General features: G+C 67.1%; 15 protein-coding genes. 11 read left to right on the forward strand and 4 right to left on the reverse strand.

The window, feature by feature from the left end:
* The first annotated feature begins 17 nt into the window (after positions 1-17).
* The 3 genes from N4G42_RS08580 (at position 18) to N4G42_RS08590 (ending at position 5,304) form a co-directional block, all read left to right on the forward strand.
* Positions 18-866, forward strand: a complete 849-nt coding sequence (locus tag N4G42_RS08580; RefSeq protein ID WP_260666858.1) for a lytic transglycosylase domain-containing protein — start codon at positions 18-20, stop codon at positions 864-866.
* A complete protein-coding gene (gene parC / locus N4G42_RS08585; RefSeq protein ID WP_260666859.1) occupies positions 863-3,220 on the forward strand; it encodes a DNA topoisomerase IV subunit A in 2,358 nt (785 codons plus the stop codon). Before N4G42_RS08580 ends, parC begins: the two co-directional genes overlap by 4 nt.
* Positions 3,221-3,513: 293 nt before the next feature.
* Positions 3,514-5,304 carry a methyl-accepting chemotaxis protein gene (locus N4G42_RS08590; RefSeq protein WP_260666860.1) on the forward strand — a complete coding sequence of 597 codons (1,791 nt, stop codon included), beginning with the start codon at positions 3,514-3,516 and terminating at the stop codon, positions 5,302-5,304.
* 119 nt (positions 5,305-5,423) lie between these two features.
* Here the strand turns inward: N4G42_RS08590 and N4G42_RS08595 are convergent, their stop codons facing one another.
* Positions 5,424-5,882 (reverse strand): RidA family protein, encoded by a 459-nt coding sequence (locus tag N4G42_RS08595; RefSeq protein ID WP_008906002.1) that lies wholly within the window; start codon positions 5,880-5,882, stop codon positions 5,424-5,426.
* 136 nt (positions 5,883-6,018) lie between these two features.
* On the opposite strand from N4G42_RS08595, the gene N4G42_RS08600 reads away from it, so the two are divergent.
* From N4G42_RS08600 to N4G42_RS08615, 4 genes are all read left to right on the forward strand, one after another.
* Positions 6,019-8,586: a DNA internalization-related competence protein ComEC/Rec2 gene (locus N4G42_RS08600; protein WP_260666861.1), complete on the forward strand. Its 2,568-nt coding sequence runs from the start codon at positions 6,019-6,021 to the stop codon at positions 8,584-8,586.
* A gap of 85 nt (positions 8,587-8,671) precedes the next feature.
* Positions 8,672-10,207: a circularly permuted type 2 ATP-grasp protein gene (locus tag N4G42_RS08605; RefSeq protein WP_099729780.1), complete on the forward strand. Its 1,536-nt coding sequence runs from the start codon at positions 8,672-8,674 to the stop codon at positions 10,205-10,207.
* 2 nt (positions 10,208-10,209) lie between these two features.
* The gene (locus tag N4G42_RS25655; RefSeq protein WP_121943352.1) at positions 10,210-10,356 is read left to right on the forward strand and encodes an alpha-E domain-containing protein; all 147 of its coding nucleotides are present in this window, start codon (positions 10,210-10,212) and stop codon (positions 10,354-10,356) included.
* Entirely contained in the window at positions 10,350-11,309 is a 960-nt protein-coding gene (locus N4G42_RS08615; RefSeq protein ID WP_055400923.1) for an alpha-E domain-containing protein, read from the forward strand. Before N4G42_RS25655 ends, N4G42_RS08615 begins: the two co-directional genes overlap by 7 nt.
* Here the strand turns inward: N4G42_RS08615 and N4G42_RS08620 are convergent.
* From N4G42_RS08620 to N4G42_RS08630, 3 genes are all read right to left on the reverse strand, one after another.
* On the reverse strand, positions 11,275-11,751 hold the full coding sequence (locus N4G42_RS08620; RefSeq protein ID WP_056743395.1) for a hypothetical protein: 477 nt from the start codon (positions 11,749-11,751) through the stop codon (positions 11,275-11,277). The two genes, N4G42_RS08615 and N4G42_RS08620, sit on opposite strands and share 35 nt — an antisense overlap.
* Positions 11,752-11,780: 29 nt before the next feature.
* Positions 11,781-12,062, reverse strand: a complete 282-nt coding sequence (locus N4G42_RS08625; protein ID WP_260666862.1) for a VF530 family protein — start codon at positions 12,060-12,062, stop codon at positions 11,781-11,783.
* Positions 12,063-12,170: 108 nt separating this feature from the next.
* Entirely contained in the window at positions 12,171-13,088 is a 918-nt protein-coding gene (locus tag N4G42_RS08630; protein WP_056061756.1) for a LysR family transcriptional regulator, read from the reverse strand.
* Between the two features lie 192 nt (positions 13,089-13,280).
* Between N4G42_RS08630 and N4G42_RS08635 the strand changes: the two genes are divergently transcribed.
* The 4 genes from N4G42_RS08635 to N4G42_RS08650 all read left to right on the forward strand — a co-directional run bounded on the left by N4G42_RS08635 (position 13,281) and on the right by N4G42_RS08650 (position 20,755).
* Positions 13,281-14,162, forward strand: a complete 882-nt coding sequence (locus tag N4G42_RS08635) for an alpha/beta hydrolase (protein ID WP_260666863.1) — start codon at positions 13,281-13,283, stop codon at positions 14,160-14,162.
* 471 nt (positions 14,163-14,633) lie between these two features.
* The gene (locus tag N4G42_RS08640) at positions 14,634-15,896 is read left to right on the forward strand and encodes an efflux RND transporter periplasmic adaptor subunit (RefSeq protein WP_056061759.1); all 1,263 of its coding nucleotides are present in this window, start codon (positions 14,634-14,636) and stop codon (positions 15,894-15,896) included.
* A 28-nt stretch (positions 15,897-15,924) separates the two neighbouring features.
* On the forward strand, positions 15,925-19,158 hold the full coding sequence (locus N4G42_RS08645; protein ID WP_260666864.1) for an efflux RND transporter permease subunit: 3,234 nt from the start codon (positions 15,925-15,927) through the stop codon (positions 19,156-19,158).
* 100 nt (positions 19,159-19,258) lie between these two features.
* Positions 19,259-20,755: an efflux transporter outer membrane subunit gene (locus tag N4G42_RS08650; protein ID WP_260666865.1), complete on the forward strand. Its 1,497-nt coding sequence runs from the start codon at positions 19,259-19,261 to the stop codon at positions 20,753-20,755.
* Positions 20,756-20,861 lie beyond the last annotated feature (106 nt).

The raw sequence follows: 20,861 nt of genomic DNA on the forward strand, positions 1-20,861 counted from the left end.
TGTCCGACAGGTCTGCCATGAGAAATCCAAACAAGAATGGCGTCGTGCGCTGGTGCTTATTGGGTTGTTTGCTCTGTTTTTTGCAGCAAACGGCCCATGCAGACCTGTGGGCGCATGTGGATGAGCGCGGCGTGACGCACTTTGCGTCCGAGCAGGTCGATGCGCGCTACCAGCTGTTTTTTCGGGGCAACGACTTCGACTCCACCCGCGATGCACCGGCCAATGCATCGCCCATGCCCTATGCGCTTCCCGCAGCGGGTGCGCGCCTGCTGGCGTTTTTTGACATTGCGCCTGACTACAAGCGCGTCAAGCACCACCTGCGCGCTGCGTCCAGCCAACATGGTGTGGACTACGAGCTGCTGCAGGCCGTGATCGCCACCGAATCCGGCTTTGACGCCGCCGCCGTGTCGCCCAAAGGCGCCGTGGGCCTGATGCAGGTCATGCCCGCCACGGCCAGCCGTTTTGGTGTGAATGCGGACAAGAAGCGCTCGGTCGAGCAAAAGCTCGCCGACCCCGCCGTGAACGTGCCCACCGGCACCCGTTACCTGCGCTACCTGCTGGACCTGTTCCCTGGCCGCATGGACCTGGCCGTGGCCGCCTACAACGCCGGCGAAGGCGCGGTGCAAAAGGCGGGCAACCAGATACCGGCCTTCAGGGAAACCCAGAACTACGTGCGCACCGTGCTGGGCTTGTATGCCCAGCTCAAGCCCCCGGCGCCGGTGCTGGCCCAGCGTGCGCTGCCCGGCCGCGTGCGCATGGAGCTGTCGGGCGGCGCGCAGAACCGGGGCAACCTGCCGCCCACCCGCGTGGCGCAGACACCCACCGCTCCCCAGAACGTGAATCCAGAAACTGTACCCAACGAATGAGCGACCAACCCACTCTCGATTTCACCACCGCAGGCGATGACGGGGGCGACTCCCTGGGCCTGGCGGGCTATGCCCAGCGTGCCTACCTGGAGTACGCACTGTCGGTCGTCAAGGGCCGCGCGCTGCCCGACGTGTGCGACGGCCTCAAGCCCGTGCAGCGGCGCATTCTGTATTCGATGGACCGCATGGGCCTGGGCTACAGCGGCCCCACGCGCAACACGGCGGCCAAGCCGGTCAAGAGCGCCCGCGTGGTGGGCGATGTGCTGGGCCGCTTCCACCCGCATGGCGATCAGTCGGCCTACGACGCGCTCGTGCGCATGGCGCAGGACTTTGCCCAGCGCTACCCGCTGATCGACGGCCAGGGCAACTTCGGCAGCCGCGACGGCGACGGCGCTGCGGCCATGCGCTACACCGAGGCCCGCCTGTCGCGCATCACTAGCCTGCTGCTGGATGAGATCGACGAAGGCACGGTCGATTTCATGCCCAACTACGACGGCAGCACGGAGGAGCCGCGCCAGTTGCCCGCGCGCTTGCCGTTCGCGTTGCTCAACGGCGCCAGCGGCATTGCCGTAGGCCTGGCCACCGAAATTCCCAGCCACAACCTGCGCGAGATTGCAGATGCCTGCATTGCGCTCATCAAGACGCCCTCGCTGAGCCAGGAAGACCTGCTCGCTCTGGTGCCCGGCCCGGACTACCCCGGCGGCGGCCAGATCATCAGCAGCGCGGGCGACATTGCCGATGCCTACCGCACCGGCCGTGGCAGCCTCAAGGTGCGCGCGCGCTGGAAGATCGAAGACATGGCGCGTGGGCAGTGGCAGCTGGTGGTGAACGAGTTGCCGCCCGGCGTGAGCACGCAAAAGGTGCTCGAAGAGATCGAGGAAATCACCAACCCCAAGGTCAAGGCCGGCAAAAAGGCGCTCTCGCAAGACCAGACCCAGCTCAAGGCCAGCATGCTGGCTGTGCTGGATGTGGTGCGCGACGAATCGAGCAAAGACGCGCCCGTGCGCCTGGTGTTCGAGCCCAAGACGGGCAAGACCCCGCAGCAGGAGCTGATCACCGCCCTGTTGGCTCACACCAGCCTGGAAACCTCGGCCCCCATCAACCTCACCATGGTGGGGCTCGATGGCAAGCCCGTGCAGAAGTCGCTGCGTGTGATGCTGGAAGAGTGGATTGCCTTCCGCCAGACCACCATCACCCGCCGAAGCCAGCACCGGCTGGACAAGGTGCTGGACCGCATCCACATCCTCGAAGGGCGGCAGACCGTGCTGCTCAACATCGACGAGGTGATCGCGATCATCCGTGCGGCCGAGGAGCCCAAGGCCGCGCTCATCGCGCGCTTCAACCTGAGCGACCGGCAGGCCGAGGACATCCTCGAAATCCGCCTGCGCCAACTCGCACGGCTCGAAGCCATCAAGATCGAACAAGAGCTGAAAGAACTGCGCGAAAGCCAGGGCAAGCTCGAAGACATCCTGAACAACCCCGGCTCGCTGCGCCGCACCATGGTCAAGGAGATCGAGGCGGACGCGAAGACCTTTGCCGACGCACGCCGCACCCTCATCCAGGCCGAGAAAAAGGCCGTGGCCGAGGTGAAGGTGGTGGACGAGCCTGTGACCGTGGTCGTCTCGCAAAAAGGCTGGGTGCGCGCCCGCACCGGCCATGGCCACGAGGCCGCCAGCTTTGCCTTCAAGGCAGGTGACGGGCTGTACGGCACGTTCGAGTGCCGCACGGTGGATACCCTGCTGGCGTTTGGCAGCAATGGCCGCGTTTACTCGGTGGCCGTGTCGCTGCTGCCCGGTGCGCGTGGCGACGGCCAGCCGGTGACCACGCTCATCGAGCTGGAATCGGGCACGCAACTGCTGCACTACTTTGCGGGGCCAGCCAACGCCACGCTGCTGTTGTCCAACTCGGGCGGCTACGGCTTTCTGGCGGCGGTGGAAAACATGGTCTCGCGCCAAAAGGGCGGCAAGGCCTTCCTTACCCTGGGCGAGGGCGAAACCGTGTGTGTGCCATCACACGCTGCGGGCACCACGGGCAGCAAACCGGTGCTGCCGGCCACGCACGTGGCCTGCGCGTCCACGGGCGGGCGCATCCTGACCTTCGAGATCACCCAGCTGAAAACCATGGCCAATGGCGGCCGGGGGCTGATGCTGATCGACCTGGAAGACAAGGACCAGCTCGCAGGCGCGGCGGCCTACACGCGCAGCATTCGCCTCGATGGCGTGGGCCGGGGCGGCAAGCAGCGTGATGAGACGCTGGAGATCCGCAGCCTGAACAACGCCCGTGCCGCGCGCGGCCGCAAGGGCAAGGCAGCAGACCTGGGCTTCAAGCCCACGACAGTGACGCGCGTCGAGTAAGGACAGCTCACACGACGCCTCCGGCGCTGTTGCCGCGTCCTGCAGCCACACCCGAACTGCAGCATTGCCTGCGGCGCAGCGCTCGGCCGGGGCCGTATCGCTGCGTTTTTTTGCCGCTTCAATCGTCGCCGCTGCCAGTGGAGCGGGGTGCGCGAAACGGGTTTGCCGCACCCGGTGCGTTTGGCGGCGCCTCCGATCGTGCTTGGGGATGACCCTCATGCGGCCGCTCCTGGTTTGTGCAATTGTCGGAAAGCGAGCAACATCTCGTGACAAACACACTCCCGGAGACCTCCATGCCTAAACAATTGAGGATGGCCCACAAGCTGTGGCTGGCTGTGATTCTGATCGTGGTCATGCTGGTCGCCGTGGTGGGGTTTGCGGCCTACCGCTCTGCAAAAGTGCAAGCCCAGGCCGATGCCGTGAGCAAGGACATGGAGGCGCGGGTTCAGGCCGCCCTGCGCTGGTCGGGGTTGACCGAAACCAATGCAGCGCGCACCCAGGCGCTGATCGTGAGCAACGACCCAGCGGTGGAAGCCGAGTTCAAGGACGTCATTGCGGCCACGTCGGCGCAGATCAGCGAGGTGCAGAAGTCGCTCGAATCCATGGCCTTGTCCGACGCCGACAAGGCCCAGATGAACAAGATTGCGGCCGCCCGCAAGACCATGATCGATCTGCGTGGCGAGGCCCGCAAGCTCAAGAGTGACGGTCAGCAAGATCAGGCCGTGACGCTGATCAACCAGAAGTACAACCCCTCCGTGGCGGCCTACCTCGCTGCTCTGCGCGAGTTTGTGGCCCAACTGCAGAAGAACGCCGCAGAGACGCAGGTGGCGATGGCGGCCGAACGCATGCTCACCGTCAAGATCGCCGCGGTGGCCGTGGGCTTGCTGCTGCTGGCCATCATCGTGGGGGCGTATTACCTGATTGGCAGCATCCAGCGGCCCTTGGCCCAGGCCAATGGACTGGCCGAACGCATTGCAGGTGGCGACCTGAGCCTGCAGGAGTCTGTAACGCGCAGCGACGAGTTTGGCGATCTGTTGCGCTCGCTCTATGCCATGAGCAATGCGCTGGGGCGCATGGTGCACCAGGTGCGCCAAAGCACGGACAGCATTGCCATCGCCAGCGCAGAGATCGCGACCGGCAACCAGGACCTGTCGGCCCGCACCGAGCAGACCTCCAGCAACCTGCAGGAGACGGCCGCCGCGATGGAAGAGTTCACCAGCACCATCCAGCAAAGCGCGGGCAGCGCCCAGCAGGCCAGCAGCCTGGCAGCGGGTGCCACCGGCGTGGCGCGCCGGGGCGGCGAGGTGGTGACCCAGGTGGTGGCCACCATGGAGGACATCAACCACAGCAGCAAGAAGATCGCAGACATCATTGGCGTGATCGACGGCATTGCGTTCCAGACCAACATCCTGGCGCTCAATGCGGCGGTGGAGGCCGCGCGTGCCGGCGAGCAAGGCCGGGGCTTTGCAGTGGTGGCCAGCGAGGTGCGCAGCCTGGCCCAGCGCAGTGCCGAGGCAGCCAAGGAGATCAAGCAGCTCATCAGCGCGTCGGTCGAGAAGGTGGAGACCGGCTCGCGCCTTGTGTCCGATGCGGGCAGCACCATGACCGACATCGTGCAGTCGGTGCAGCGCGTGACCGACATGATCGGCGAGATCACCGCCGCATCGTCCGAGCAGAGCGCGGGGGTGTCGCAGGTCAACAAGGCGATCAGCAACCTGGACCAGATGACCCAGCAGAACGCAGCCCTAGTGGAAGAAAGCGCTGCCGCAGCACAAAGCCTGCGCGAGCAGGCCGATCACCTGGCGCGCGAGGTATCCATGTTCAAGGTCAACGCTGCCAGCTACGGGCCTGCGCAGGCCGCCATTGGGGTCGCGCGCGGCGCGGCCAAGGCGACAACCACCATGCCAGCCACCCGCAACAAGCCCGCAGCGTCCGCCACTGCGGGCGGTGCCCCTGCAGCCCGCATCAGCACTGCGAGTGCCCCGGCGGCACCGGCGAAATCGCCTTCATCATCGGCAGGCGTGAAGCAAGGCGCCAAGCACGGTGCCACGGCCGGGGCGGAAGAGGACTGGGAATCTTTCTGACACGCTGAGGTGGGTGCCCCCGGCTGCCGCAGGCCTAGGCGGCGGGACCCTGCGCTGCACAGGCAACAAAAAACCCATGGCAGTGATGCCATGGGTTTTTTGCTGGGGCGCGCGGTCTGTCAGGCCAGTTCGGCGATCAGTTCGATCTCCACGCACGCGCCCATGGGGATCTGGGCCACGCCGAAGGCGCTGCGGGCGTGCACGCCCTTCTCGCCAAACACTTGGCCCAGCAGTTCGCTGGCGCCATTAGTCACCAGGTGCTGCTCGGTGAAGTCGCCCGTGGAGTTCACCAGGCTCATGACCTTGACGATGCGTTTGACACGGTTCAGGTCGCCGCCGCAGGCGGCTTGCAGCGTGCCCATCAGGTCGATGGCCACAGCACGCGCAGCCTGCTTGCCTTCTTCGGTGCCGATGTCGCGGCCGAACTGCGCAGCCCAGGGCTTGCCGTCCTTGCGAGCGATGTGGCCGCTCAGGAACACCAGGTTGCCCGTCTGCACATAGGGCACGTAGGCGGCGGCGGGCACCGACACGGGGGGCAGGGTGATGTTGAGTTCTTTCAGCTTGTCGTAAACGCTCATGGTGGTCCTCGTTAGGAAGTGTGGGTGGATAGACGAGAGCGGTCTGGTGCGCAGGCCGCCGAGCGCGGTAAGTGTTACACAGCACCCCACCCTCGCGCCGACGTGGCAGGCCCTGGCGGCGCATTAGCATCAGCGCATGTCCGCCATAAGCGCCTCTAATGCCACGCCGCTGTCCGCCACAGGCCGGGGCGTGGAGGGGCCATTGCCCCCGCGTCCGTGGCTGCTGCCCGCTGTGTTGCTGGGCGTGGTGGCCGGGGCTGCGCTGCAACTGCAGCAGCCCACGCTGTGGTCCGCTGCGGCCTATGGGTGGCTGTTGGGGGCAGGTCTGCTGCTGGGCGGTGGTGCGGTGGCCGCCGCGCGGCGGCGCCCAGGGCTTCGCTGGGCTCGCAGTGCCATCGCCATGGCGCCCTGGCTGATGTTGCTGGCGGGGGCGCTGGCCATGGCGGGAGGCACCGGCCTGCGGGCCCTGGCCTACCAGGCGCAGGCATTGCCGGCAGCGTTGGAGGGCAAGGACCTGCGCATCACCGGCGTGGTGGCCGCCATGTCGCAGATCAACGAGGCGGGCACCCGCTGGCGCATGGTGGTGGAGGGGGCGACGCTGCAAGGCGCGCCGGTGTCCTTGCCGCCCCTGGTGGATGTGGCCTGGTATGGCGGCGCTTTCGGCGGTGCGGGCGAGGTGCTGGACCTGCAGCGCCAGCCCGCCCCGGTGCGTGCGGGCGAGCGGTGGCAGATCACCGTGCGCCTGAAGGCGCCCCATGGCCTGCGCAACCCGCATGGCTTTGACTACGAACTGTGGATGTGGGAGCAGGGCCTGCAGGCCACGGGTTACGTGCGCGCGGGCCCCAAGGACGAGCCGCCGGTGCGTGTGGCCGCCACCTGGCAGTACCCGGTGGAGCAGTTGCGCCAGCGTGTGCGGGACGCCATCCTGGAGCGCCTGGTATTCGGGCAGGATGGCTCGGGCAATGACATCGCCGACCCCACCCGCACGCGCACGGCGGGCGTGGTGGCGGCGCTGGTCACCGGCGACCAGCGTGCCATTGACCGTGCAGACTGGGATGTGTTCCGTGCCACCGGGGTGGCCCACCTCATGAGCATTTCGGGTCTCCACATCACGCTGTTCGCCTGGCTGGCGGCGCTGGTGGTGCGGGCGTTGTGGCGGCGCTCGCCCCGGTTGAGTCTTGCGGTGCCTGCGCAATCCGCCTCGCTGGTGTCGGGTGTGCTGCTGGCCACGGCCTACGCGCTGTTCAGCGGCTGGGGCGTGCCCGCACAGCGCACCGTGACCATGCTGGCCATCGTGGGGCTGCTGCAGCTGAGCGGGCGCCGCTGGCCCTGGCCCCAGGTGTGGCTGCTGGCCTGCGGGTCCGTGGTGCTGCTGGACCCGTGGGCATTGGCTCAGGCAGGCTTCTGGCTCAGCTTTGTGGCGGTGGGCGTGCTGTTTGCTACTAATCCGATAGCTGCTGAGGCAATTGGTACTAGCGCTATAGGCCGTTTTTATGCCTTGGTGCGTGAACAATGGGTGGTCACGCTCGCGCTCACGCCTTTGGGCTTGCTGCTGTTTGGCCAGGTGTCGCTGGTGGGTTTTGTCGCCAACCTGGTGGCCATCCCCTGGGTGACGCTGGTGGTCACGCCGCTGGCGCTGGGGGGCGTGTTGTGGGCGCCGCTGTGGAGTGCGGCGGCCCTCAGCCTGCAGCCGTTCACCGCGTTGCTGCAGTGGCTGGCGCAGTGGCCCTGGGCCGCTGTGTTTTTGCCTGCCGCGCCGCTGTGGGCGGGTGTGGCGGCGGTGGCAGGGGGCGCGCTCTTGGCCATGCGCCTGCCCTGGCGCCTGCGTTTGCTGGCGTTGCCCTTGCTGCTGCCGGTGTTGTGGTGGCAGCCCGAGCGGCCGGCTGCGGGGCAGTTGGAGCTGCTGGCCGCCGACATCGGCCAGGGCAATGCCGTGCTGGTGCGCACGGCCACGCACACCCTGCTGTATGACGCGGGGCCGCGCTTCAGCCGCGAGAGCGATGCGGGCCACCGCGTGCTGGTGCCGCTGCTGCGGGCGCTGGGGGAGCAGGTGGATGTGCTCATGCTCAGCCACCGCGATGCCGACCACACAGGCGGTGCAGCGGCCGTGCTGGCCCAGCAGCCACGCGCTGAACTGACCGGCTCCATCGAAGCCGAGCACGCCCTGCAGCGCTTGCGCCCCAGCAGGCCCTGCCTGGCAGGCCAGCGCTGGGAGTGGGATGGCGTGGCTTTCGAGGTGCTGCATCCGCTGCCCGGTGACGACGCCCCTGTGGCGGCCAAGGCCCCGCGTCCCAATGCACTCAGCTGCGTGCTGCGCATCGCGGCCGCCGGGCCCGAGGGCGGGACGGCCCTGCTGGTGGGCGACATCGAGGCACCGCAGGAGCAAGCCTTGCTGGCGCGCAGCGCGCCCTTGCGGGCCGACCTGTTGCTGGTGCCCCACCACGGCAGCAAGACCTCGTCGTCGGCGGCTTTTCTGGAAGCTGTCCAGCCGCGCACCGCTTTGGTGCAGGCTGGTTATCGCAACCGCTTCGGTCATCCGGCGCCGGATGTGCTGCAGCGCTACCGTGCGCGCCAGATTGCGGTGGTGGAATCGTCGCGCTGCGGGGCCGCCCGCTGGTCCTCGTCGCAGCCTGGGCAGGTGGCCTGCGAACGCGACACCGGCGAGCACTACTGGCAGCACCGCATGGTGCCACGGGACGACTGATTCGGGGCCGATGGCGCAGCGCCGCCAGGGGTGTTGGGCGGGGGTGGGCTCACAACTTGCTATCCTGATCGCAGGAGGCCCGTTCATGCAGAAATTTGACGAGATGTACGCCATGCTGCCGTTTGATGGCAGCGACGTGCGGGAACACTACAAGCGCTATGCGCAGTGGTTGAGCAAACAGCCCCCTGACGTGATGCAGGCCCGCAGGGCCGAAGCCGAGATGATCTTCCGGCGCGTGGGCATTACCTTCGCCGTCTACGGCGCCAAGGACGAAGGCGGCGCAGGCAACGAGCGGTTGATCCCGTTCGACCTGATCCCTCGCATCATCCCTGCCCACGAGTGGGCCAGCATGCAGCAGGGGCTGGTGCAGCGTGTCACGGCGCTCAACCGTTTCATCCACGACGTGTACCACGGCCAGGACATCATCCGCGCCGGCATCGTGCCCGCCGACCTCATCCTGAACAACGCGCAATACCGCCCCGAGATGGCCGGCGTGCATGTGCCGCAGGACATCTACGCGCACATCGCAGGCATCGACATCGTGCGCGCCCCTGATGCCCAGGGCAATGGTGAGTACTACGTGCTCGAAGACAACCTGCGCGTGCCCAGCGGTGTGAGCTACATGCTCGAAAACCGCAAGATGATGATGCGGTTGTTCCCCGAGCTGTTCAGCCTGCACAAGGTGGCGCCGGTGGCCCACTACCCCGACATGCTGCTCGAAACCCTGCGCGCCAGCGCCCCCGCCACGGCGGATGAGCCCACGGTGGTGGTACTCACGCCCGGCATGCACAACAGTGCGTACTTCGAGCACGCCTTCCTGGCCCAGCAGATGGGGGTGGAGCTGGTGGAGGGCCAGGACCTGGTGGTCAAGGACAAGTTCGTGTACATGCGCACCACACGCGGCCTGCAGCGGGTGGACGTGATCTATCGCCGCGTGGACGATGACTTCCTCGACCCCCAAGTCTTCCGCCGCAATTCCACCCTGGGCTGCTACGGCCTCATGGAGGCTTACCGCGCGGGCAACGTGGGCATCTGCAACGCTGTGGGCACGGGCGTGGCGGACGACAAGTCCGTCTACCCCTATGTGCCGGAGATGATCCGCTTCTACCTGGGCGAGGAGCCCATCCTGAAGAACGTGCCCACCTGGATGTGCCGCAAGCAGGACGACCTGCAGCACGTGCTGGCCAACCTCAAGGACCTGGTGGTGAAGGAGGTGCACGGCGCGGGCGGCTACGGCATGCTCATCGGCCCTGCCGCTACGCAGGCCGAGATCGAGGATTTTCGCCGCGCGCTGCTGGCCAACCCGGCGGGCTACATCGCGCAGCCCACGCTCAGCCTGTCGAGCTGCCCCACGTATGTGGAAAGCGGCATTGCCCCGCGCCACATCGACCTGCGCCCCTTTGTGCTCAGCGGTCGCGAGGTGCAGATGGCCGCCGGCGGCCTCACGCGCGTGGCGCTGCAGGAGGGCTCGCTGGTGGTGAATTCGTCGCAGGGCGGCGGCACCAAGGACACCTGGGTGCTGGGCGAGGGTACGCCTGCAGCGCAACCCAAGGCCGTGCAATCCCAGTCGCAATCGCAGGGACAAGGTCAGTCGCAAAGTCAATCGCAAGGGAGCCTCTGAACATGCTGAGCCGCACCGCCGACCATCTGTTCTGGATGTCCCGCCACACCGAGCGGGCTGAAAACGCCGCCGAAAGCGGGGTTTCACCACAACACAGCCAGCGTGCGCAGCACGCGCGGGGTTCTCTGCCCGGGGAGGAAAAATGCTAAGTCGCACTGCCGATCATCTGTTCTGGATGTCCCGATATACAGAGCGGGCAGAGAACACAGCAAGAATGCTCAATGTGAGCTACGAGACCTCCCTGTTGCCCCAGGCTGCCGATGTGGCGCAAAAAGGCTGGGAGGGCCTGCTGTCCATCAGCGAGCTGATCCCTGCGTACACCGCCAAGCATGGTGAAGTGACGCCCGCCAACGTGCTGGAGTTCATGGTGCACGACGGCAACAACCCGTCGTCCATCCTGTCGTGCCTGCGTGCCGCACGCGAGAACGCGCGGGCCGTGCGCGGTGCGCTCACCACCGAGGTGTGGGAGACGCAGAACCAGACCTGGCTGGAACTGCACCGGCAACTGGAAGGCGGCGCGTTCGAGCGCGACCCAGGCCAGTTCTTTGAATGGGTGAAGTACCGCTCGCACCTCTCACGCGGCGTGGTGCTGGGCACCATGCTGCAGGACGAGGCGTTTCACTTCTTGCGCATGGGCACCTTTCTGGAGCGCGCGGACAACACCGCGCGCCTGCTGGATGTGAAGTTCCACGCGGTCAAGAACGACTTCTTTGGCCGCCCCAGTGACCGCAACCAGGAAAGCGACTTCTACCACTGGAGCGCCATCTTGCGCAGCGTGTCGGCGTTCGAGGTGTACCGCAAGGTCTACCGCGACGTGATCACGCCGGGCCGCGTGGCCGACCTGCTGATCCTGAGCCGCGACATGCCGCGCTCGCTGCACGCGTGCCTGCGGGAGGTGGTGGACAACCTGGCGGTGCTGGCCAACGGGCAGTCCGCCGAGACCAGCCGCAGGGCAGGGCGCCTGCTGGCCGACCTGCAGTACGGCCGCATCGACGAAATCCTGGCGACCGGGCTGCACGCGTTCCTCACGCAGTTCCTGGACCGGGTGAACGACCTGGGTGGCGGCATCAGCCGCGATTTTCTGGTGACGTCCGGCGATTGAAAACCAGCAGGGCGGCGCCATGCCAGGCCAGCCCTGCTGCGTAGGGAATGAGCGGTGCCCAGGGAGCGCCCAGCCAGGCCCTTGCCTGGGGGCTGCTGAACCACGCTAACCAGGCGGGCAGGGTTGCACCCCATGGTGTGTGCAGGTGGGCCTGCAGTACGCCACAGGCGGTAAGCCCCAGGCCCACCAGCGTGCCCACCGCGATGCCGTAGGCCACCGGCAGCTTGCGGCGGCCCGCCATGGCCATGAAGGCTGCACTGAAGAACACCCCCAGGAACACGGTGGCCAGCCAGGCCACCGGCCACCAGCCTGCATCACCGGCTCCAGACCGGGCCACCAGCAGCGCGTTGAAACCACCCATGGCGCCCAGCGCCAGCAGCGGTACCAGAAAGTTGCGATACCGCGCGCTCAGCTGTGCCGAATGCGCCGCTTTATTGGGCATTGTTGCGGTATGGCTGCGCGCATCGCTGGTCATTCTTGCGCGTTGCGCCGCTGGTCCCGCAGCATGAAGAGGTAGAGGCTTTCGACCTTCTCGCGTGCCCAGGGGGTCTTGCGCAGGAACTTGAGGCTGGAGCCCAAGCTGGGGTCGATCTGGAAGCAGCGGATGGGAATCTGCCGCCCCAGCTCATCCCAGCCAAAGTAGTCGGCCAGACCCACCACCATGGCTTCGAGTGTCACGCCGTGCAGGGGGTTGCGCGGCTGGGTGGGCTTGTTGGCCGGCGGGGCGGGTGGCGGGGTCTCTGGAGTGCTCATGGCTCCAAGCATACAGACTGGGAGCGTGAACACGCCCTGAGAGCAATCCTGTCGTGTGCATGGGGAGTGAACCCCACCACCGCCACCACAGAACCGATTCAGGGGGCGTCAGGCTTTGCGCTGCAGATGGGCCTCGCGCTGGAACAGCTCGGCCGCCCAGTCCACAAACGCGCGCACCTTGGCGCTCAGGTGGCGGTTGGGCGGGTACACCACATACACGGGCAGCAGGGGTTGGGTCCAGTCCGGCAGCAGTTGCACCAAGGCTCCGCTGGCGAGGTAGCGCTGGGCTTGCCAGCTGGTGATCTGGCCAATACCCAGCCCCGCCACGATGGAGGTCACGTAGGCGTTGGCCTCGTTCACGCTCAGCTGGTAGGGGCCGGTGATGTCGATGGACTCATCACCCCGGCGAAACTCCAGCGGGTAGTGCCGCCCGCTTTGGGGCGAGAAGTAGATCACGCTGGCATGTTTCTCCTCGATCTCCAGCGGGTGTGTGGGTGTGCCCTTGCGCTCCAGGTAGGCGGGTGCGGCGACGGTGATGAACTCCAGGTTGCCAATGCGGCGCGCCACCAGTGACTGGTCGCTCAGCTCGCCCCCCCGGATCACGCAGTCCACGTTGTCCCCGATCAGATCCACCGTGCGGTCGCTCACACCCAGGTCCACCTGGATGTCCGGGTAGCGGGCATGGAACTCCGCCAGTTGCGGAATGATGAGCAACTGGGCCACCGACGTGCCCACGTCGATGCGCAGCCGCCCGCGCGGGTTGGCGCGCGCGTTGGTCATGCTGGCCTCGATGTCGTCCAGGTCGGTCAGCAGCCGCACCGTGCGGTCGTAATAGGCCGCGCCATCGGGTGTCACGGTCACGCGGCGGGTGGTGCGGTTAAGCAGCTTCACGCGCAGCCGCTCCTCCAGCGCCTGCACATGCTTGGTCACCGTGGCTTTGGGCAGGCTCAGCGAATCCGCTGCCCGGGTAAACGTGCCGGCCTCCACCACCCGCACGAATATGCGCATGGCCTGTATCTGGTCCATGGCTTCTCCTTGAGTCATCAGCACCCAGATTGGGTGCTGAGGAATTCTCACACGGGCGCCCCGGTTTGATTGTTGAGCTTTTGGAAACAGTGCGGTGGTGTTTGACCTGTTTATCAGAAAGGCCCAAGCCACTACATTTCATCCATCGTCAACCGACCTTCCACCTATCCACCTACCTACTGGGTACCTGCCATGCAGCCCGACCGCCCGTCTTCATCCTCTTTGCCCACGCAGCCCGCTGCGGCGCCCGCCAAGGCGTCCGGGGTGGCTGCGTCCGTCTGCACCGATTCCACCATTGAGGTGGCCCAGGGGCAGGACGTGGAAGTGCGCATGTACGGCCGCAAGAAGACCGGCCAGGCGTCACCGGTGGTCGTGCACTTCCACGGCGGGGCCTTCATGTCGGGCGATCTGGACAACGGCTGCACGGTGGCTTCTCTGCTGGAGAGTGCCGGGGCCGTGGTAGTGTCGGTCGCGTATCCGCTCACGCCCTTTCCGCAGCCGGTGGACACAGGTTACGGTGTGCTCAAGTGGGTGCACAAGCACCGCACCAAGCTCGGCGGGCAGGGCGCCGCCGTGTACCTGGCGGGCGAAGAGGCCGGTGGCAACCTGGCGGCGGCCGTTGCACTGATGGCGCGTGACCAGTCTCACCCCCCGCTGGCCGGGCAGATCATGCTGTCTCCCATGCTGGACCCCTGTGTGGGCACCGCGTCGCTGCGCGAGGCCACGGGGGACTCCACGGGCTGCAAGTGGACCGAGGGCTGGCGCAAATTTCTGCGCTGCCCGCGCGATGCCGAGCACCCCTATGCGGTGCCTGCCGGTGCGCAGCGCCTGGCGGGGCTGCCCCCCACGCTGATCCTGGTGGGCGACACCGACCCCATGCACGACGAGGCGCTGGCCTACGCGGCCCGGCTGGAGGCTGCCGGCCTGCCGGTCACGCGCCACGTGTTCTCCAAGAACCCGCAGTGGCCCGATGCCCTGCTGCAGACCGGCCCGCATGAATGTCCGTGTGCGGCGGGTGCGCAGGAGCAGTTCCGGCAGTTCTTTGCCTCCACGCGAAGTCCGGTGCCGTCCTGACGACGGCCCCTGACACCTTCTCACATCCCTGACAGCCGCTGACCTCCACCCGGGTGGAGGCAGAGAAACGCGGGCTCGGCGCGAGCCCCATTCCCTTTTTACATCTTGATTTCCGGCCTGGCGTGCCGGAGGGGAAGCGCTTGCCCGGCGTTGCCCGCTCCGCATGTCCTAGAGCCCACGTTACCCATTCAAACGACACGGAGGAAAGAACACACCATGCATGCACCCCTGATCCCGTTGGCCTGCGGCCGCTGTCACAGCGCACCTGGCCGCACCGTCTTTTGACGGTGGCACGCAGGCCGCCCCGGTGTTTGTCGCCGGGGTATTGACCTTTCCACCGTGTCATTGCCGAGACTGCATTCCGCCCCCTTTGCATTGACCCCTGCCGAGCGCAGCCCACAGGCGCCAGCGCACGGCAGACAAGTTTCACAGCGTGCTCCACAAGGGCACACCTACTGATCGAAAGTGACCATGAACTTCCCATCCTTCTCCAAGTTCTCCCAGCGCCGCCCCCTGGGTCTGGCCACCCTTGCCACGGCCGTGACGGCCACCGTGGCGGCTGCTGTTCTGGTGTTTCAGGCACCCGTGGCGCAGGCGGATAGCGCCCCCGCAGCACCGCCCGCCATGCCGGTGTCGGTGGCTGCCGTGCTGCAAAAAGACATCGCCCTGTGGGACGAGTTTTCCGGCCGGCTCGAAGCCGTGCAGCGCGTGGATGTGCGCCCCCGCGTCTCGGGCGCCGTGCAGGCCGTGCACTTTCGCGAAGGCTCGCTGGTCAAGCAGGGCGACCTGCTGGTCACGGTGGATCCCGCCCCCTACGCCGCCGAGGTGGACCGCGCCGAAGCCCAGGTGGTCGCTGCGCAGGCCCGCCTGTCGTACACCCGCAGCGAACTGGAGCGCGCCACGCGCCTGCTCGAAGAAAAAGCCATCGCCCAGCGCGAACATGACGAGCGCCTGAACGCCCAGCGCGAGGCCGATGCCAACCTGCGCGCCGCCCAGGCCGCGCTGCAGACCGCGAAGCTGAACCTGGGCTACACCCAGGTGCGTGCCCCTGTGGCGGGCCGTGTGGGCCGCATCGAAGTCACCGTCGGCAACCTGGTGGCGGCCGGCGCGGGCGCCCCCGTGCTGACCACGCTGGTGTCCGTGAGCCCCATCTACGCGAGCTTCGACACCGATGAGCAGATCGTGGTGAAGGCCCTGGCCGACCTGCAAAGCGGCCAGCGCGGCAACAGCGCCCGCCAGCTCATCGAGCGCATCCCTGTCCAGATGGGCACGGGCACCACGGGTGGCACGCCGCACGCCGGTCGCCTGCAGCTCATCGACAACCAGGTCGATGCCAAGAGCGGCACCGTGCGCGTGCGCGCCGTGTTCGACAACGAAGACGGCTCGCTCATCCCCGGCCAGTTCGCCCGCATCCGCATGGGCCAGGCCCGCAACACCCAGGCGCTGCTCATCAACGAGCGTGCCGTGGGTACCGACCAGAACAAGAAGTTCGTGATGGTGGTGGGCGAGGGCAACAAGGCCGAGTACCGCGAGGTCACCCTGGGCGCGCCGATTGACGGCCTGCGCGTGGTCACCTCGGGCCTCAAGGCGGGCGAGAACATCGTCGTCAACGGCCTGCAGCGCGTGCGCCCCGGCGCCGTGGTGGCGCCACAGCCTGTGCCCATGACCGCCAAGGCCGAGATTGCGGGTGATCGCAAGGAAGCCAAGAACGCCGCCAAGTCGCCAGCCGCCTGAGCGCGCTGGACACCAGGAATTTGCATCTATGAACCTGTCCCGTTTTTTCATCGACCGCCCCATCTTTGCCGGGGTGCTGTCGGTGCTCATCTTCCTCGGGGGGCTGATCGCATTGCGCGGTCTGCCCATCTCCGAGTACCCTGAAGTCGCGCCGCCCTCCGTGGTGGTGCGCGCACAGTACCCAGGTGCCAACCCCAAGGTGATCGCCGAGACCGTGGCCACGCCGCTGGAGGAGTCCATCAACGGCGTGGAAGGCATGCTCTACATGGGCAGCCAGGCCACCACTGACGGCGTGATGACGCTGACCGTGACCTTTGCCCTCGGCACCGACCCCGACAAGGCCCAGCAGCTGGTGCAGAACCGCGTCTCGCAGGCCGAGCCGCGCCTGCCCGAGGAAGTGCGCCGCCTGGGCGTCACCACCGTCAAGAGCGCGCCGGACCTGACCATGGTGGTTCACCTGGTCTCGCCCAACAACCGCTACGACATCGACTACCTGCGCAACTACGCCGTGCTCAACGTGAAGGACCGCCTCGCGCGCATCCAGGGCGTGGGCCAGGTGCAGATCTTTGGCGGCGGCGACTACTCCATGCGTGTGTGGCTCGACCCGCAGAAGGTCGCGCAGCGCGGCCTCTCGGCCAGCGACGTGGTGACCGCCATCCGCGGCCAGAACGTGCAGGCTGCCGCTGGCGTGGTGGGCGCATCGCCAGGCCTGCCCGGCGTGGACCTGCAGCTGTCCATCAACGCGCAGGGCCGTCTGCAGACCGAAGAAGAGTTCGGCGACATCATCGTCAAGACCGGTGCCGACGGCGCGGTGACGCGCCTGCGCGACATCGCCCGCCTGGAGCTGGGCGCGGCCGACTATTCGCTGCGCTCGCTGCTCAACAACGACCCGGCCGTGGGCATGGGCGTGTTCCAGGCGCCGGGCTCCAACGCGCTGGACATCTCGGCCAACGTGCGCAAGACCATGGACGAAATCCAGAAGAACATGCCCGAAGGCGTGGAGTACCGGATTGCGTACGACCCCACGCAGTTCGTGCGTGCGTCGATAAAGTCCGTGATCCACACGCTGCTCGAAGCTATCGCCCTCGTGGTGCTGGTGGTGATTTTGTTCCTGCAGACCTGGCGCGCGTCCATCATCCCGCTGCTGGCCGTGCCGGTGTCGGTGGTGGGTACGTTTGCCGTGCTGCACCTGCTGGGCTTCTCGATCAACGCGCTCTCCCTGTTCGGGCTGGTGCTGGCCATCGGCATCGTGGTGGACGATGCCATCGTGGTGGTGGAGAACGTCGAGCGCAACATCGAGGCGGGCCTGACCCCGCGCGAGGCCACCTACCGCGCCATGCGTGAAGTCTCCGGCCCCATCATTGCCATCGCACTGGTGCTGGTGGCGGTGTTCGTGCCGCTGGCTTTCATCAGCGGGCTCACGGGCCAGTTCTACCGCCAGTTCGCGGTGACCATCGCGATCTCCACGGTGATCTCGGCGATCAACTCGCTGACCCTGTCGCCCGCGCTGTCAGCGCTGCTGCTCAAGGGCCACGACGAGCCCAAGGACGCGCTCACGCGCGGCATGGACAAGGTGTTCGGCGGCCTGTTCCGCAGCTTCAATCGCTTGTTCCATCGCGGCTCCGAGGCCTACAGCGGCGGCGTCAAGCGCGTCATCGGCCGCAAGGCGCTGATGTTCGTGATCTACCTCGCGCTGGTGGGCGCCACAGTCGGCCTGTTCAAGATCGTGCCCGGCGGCTTCGTGCCCGCGCAGGACAAGCAGTATCTGATCGGCTTTGCGCAGCTGCCCGACGGCGCCACGCTGGACCGCACCGAGAACGTGATCCGCCGCATGGGCGAGATCATGAAGGAGAACCCGAACGTTGAAGACGCGATTGCCTTCCCCGGCCTGTCGATCAACGGCTTCACCAACAGCTCCAACTCCGGCATCGTGTTCGCCACGCTCAAGCCCTTTGCCGAGCGCACCCGTGCCGACCAGAGCGGCGGCGCCGTCGCAGGCCAGCTGAACCAGGCGTTTGGCAGCATCCAGGACGCGTTCATCGCCATGTTCCCGCCGCCTCCGGTGGCGGGCCTGGGCACCACGGGCGGCTTCAAGCTGCAGATCGAAGACCGTGCCTCGCTGGGCTATGAAGCCATGGACAACGCGGTGAAGGCCTTCATGGCCAAGGCCTACCAGACGCCCGAGCTGGCGGGGTTGTTCACCAGCTGGCAGGTCAACGTGCCGCAGCTGTACGCCAACATCGACCGCACCAAGGCACGCCAGCTCGGCGTGCCCGTGACGGACATCTTCGACACGCTGCAGATCTACCTGGGCAGCCTCTACGCCAACGACTTCAACCAGTTTGGCCGCACCTACAGCGTGCGCGTGCAGGCCGATGCGGCCTACCGCGCGCGGGCTGAAGATGTGGGCCTGCTCAAGGTGCGCTCTGCCACCGGCGAGATGGTGCCGCTGTCGGCGCTGATGAAGATGGAGCCCAGCTTCGGCCCCGAACGCGCCATGCGCTACAACGGCTACCTGGCCGCCGATGTGAACGGCGGTCCCGCGCCCGGTTATTCATCAGGCCAGGCGCAGGCGGCCATCGAGCGCATCGCCAAGGAGACGCTGCCCCAGGGCATCACCTTCGAATGGACCGAGCTGACCTACCAGGAGATCCTGGCCGGCAACTCCGCCGTGCTGGTGTTCCCGCTGGCCATCCTGCTGGTGTTCCTGGTGCTGGCCGCGCAGTACGAAAGCCTCACGCTGCCGATCGCCATCATCCTGATCGTGCCCATGGGCATCCTGGCGGCCATGACCGGGGTGTGGCTGAGCAACGGCGACAACAACGTGTTCACGCAGATCGGGCTCATCGTGCTGGTGGGGCTATCGGCCAAGAACGCGATCCTGATCGTGGAGTTTGCGCGCGAGCTGGAGTTTGCCGGGCGCACGCCCGTACAGGCCGCCATCGAGGCCAGTCGTCTGCGCTTGCGTCCTATCCTGATGACCTCGCTGGCCTTCGTCATGGGTGTGCTGCCCCTGGTGCTGTCCACCGGTGCGGGCGCCGAAATGCGCAGCGCCATGGGCGTGGCGGTGTTTGCCGGGATGATCGGGGTGACGGCCTTCGGCCTGTTCCTCACCCCTGTGTTCTACGTGCTGCTGCGCAAGCTGGCCGGCAACCGCCCGCTGGTGGAGCATGGCACGCATGTGGCGCCCATCTCGCATACCCCGGGCAGCGGCGGCATTGCCCACCCGGTGCTGGCAGCGCCGCGCAAGGAGCACGAATGATGCTTTTGAAAACGGTGACAACAAAAATCTTTGTGGCCCTCGCCACGTGCTCCGCGCTGCCGAATGCACCGGGCGTAACGACTGGGGCAGGAGAACAACCATGACCGATTTGCTTTTGAAGAAAAACTCCTCCGACGGTGCCCTCGCAGCGCGCAAGCGCAGCCTGCTAGCGCCCCTGGCCGCCGCCCTGGTGCTGGCCGGTTGCATGACCCAGCCCGTGGCTCCCGCGCCGCATGCGGGTGTGCCCGTGCCCGCCAGCTTCACGGCAGGGGGCGACGCGCTGCCCGCCGCCCCCTGGACGGTGGCAGCCCCCGCCGAGGCGCAGCCACGCGGCGAGTGGTGGCTGGGCTTTCAAGACCCGGTGCTGGCCGACCTGGTGCAGCGTGCGGGCCAGGCCAACACCAGCATCCAGCAGGCGGCAGCACGGTTGGCCGAGGCGCGTACGCTGCTGCGCTCTGCCGACGCCGCGCGCTCGGTGCAGGTGGGCGCCTCGGCGGGCGTGACGCGCCAGGCGGGCGCTGCCACCACGGGCAGCGCAGCACCCGCCACGCTGGGTACGGCGGGGCTCAATGCCTCGTACGAGCTGGATCTGTTCGGCCGCCTCTCGCAAACCAGCGACGCCGCACGGCTGGACGCTGACGCGCGCGAAGCCCTGTTGCAAAGCACGCGCCTGATGGTGCAGGCCGATGTAGCGCAAACGTATTTGCAACTGCGCGCCGTGCAGGCCGAGCAGGTGCTGGTGCAAGAGAGTCTGGCCGCTTACCAGGACACCCTGCGCCTCACGCAGCGCCGCCTGCAGGCCGGCGATGTGGCCGAGCTGGACGTGGCCCGTGTGCAGACCGAGGTGGCGGCCACCGAGTCCGATGCCCTGGCCTTGCAGCGCCAGCAGGCCCTGCTGACCAACGCGCTGGCCGTGCTGGCCGGCGAGGTGGCCAGTGGTTTTGTGCTGCCGCCCGCGACGGGCGACGCCGCGTTGCCGGTGATTCCGCCGGGCGTGCCCGGCACGGTGCTGGCGCGCCGGCCCGATGTGTCGGCCGCGCAAACTGCCGTGCTGGCCGCGCAAGCGCGCGTGGGCGTGGCGCAGAAGGCGTGGTTCCCGGCCGTCACGCTCACCGGCAATGCGGGGCATGCGTCGCCCGAGTTGGGGGACCTGTTCAAGTGGTCCGCCCGTGCCTGGGGCGTGAGTGCGCTGCTGTCGCTGCCGATCTTTGACGGCGGCCAGCGCGATGCCCAGATCGAGGGCGCCAAGGCGCGCCTCGAGGCTGCGCTGGCGGACCACCGGGGGCAGGTGCTCAATGCGTTTCGTGACGTGGAGGATCAGCTGACCTCGCTGCGTTTGCTGTCTGGCCAGGCCGAAGCGCAAGGGCGGGCGGTGACGGCTGCGCGGCGGGCCACGCAGTTGTCGGACGTGCGGTATCGCAATGGGTTGGTGAGCCAGCTCGAATTGCTGGACGCGCGGCGCAGCGAGTTGCGCAATCGGCGGCAGGAGTTGCAGGTGCGGACGGCGCAGTATGTGGCGACGGTGGGGTTGATTCGGGCGCTTGGGGGAGGGTGGGGGGATCAGCCTGCGGTGAAGATGGCTGCTGTGTCGCAGTAGTTTTCTTAGCGACTTTGGCTGCTTGCGCTAGTGGGATATGCGCTGGTAGCTATTGATTTTGTAGTGTTGGTTTTTGTACGCTGATTGAACCGCATGCCTCGGTTGG

The organism is Acidovorax sp. K2F, from assembly GCF_025246485.1.
Classification (GTDB): domain Bacteria; phylum Pseudomonadota; class Gammaproteobacteria; order Burkholderiales; family Burkholderiaceae_C; genus Acidovorax; species Acidovorax delafieldii.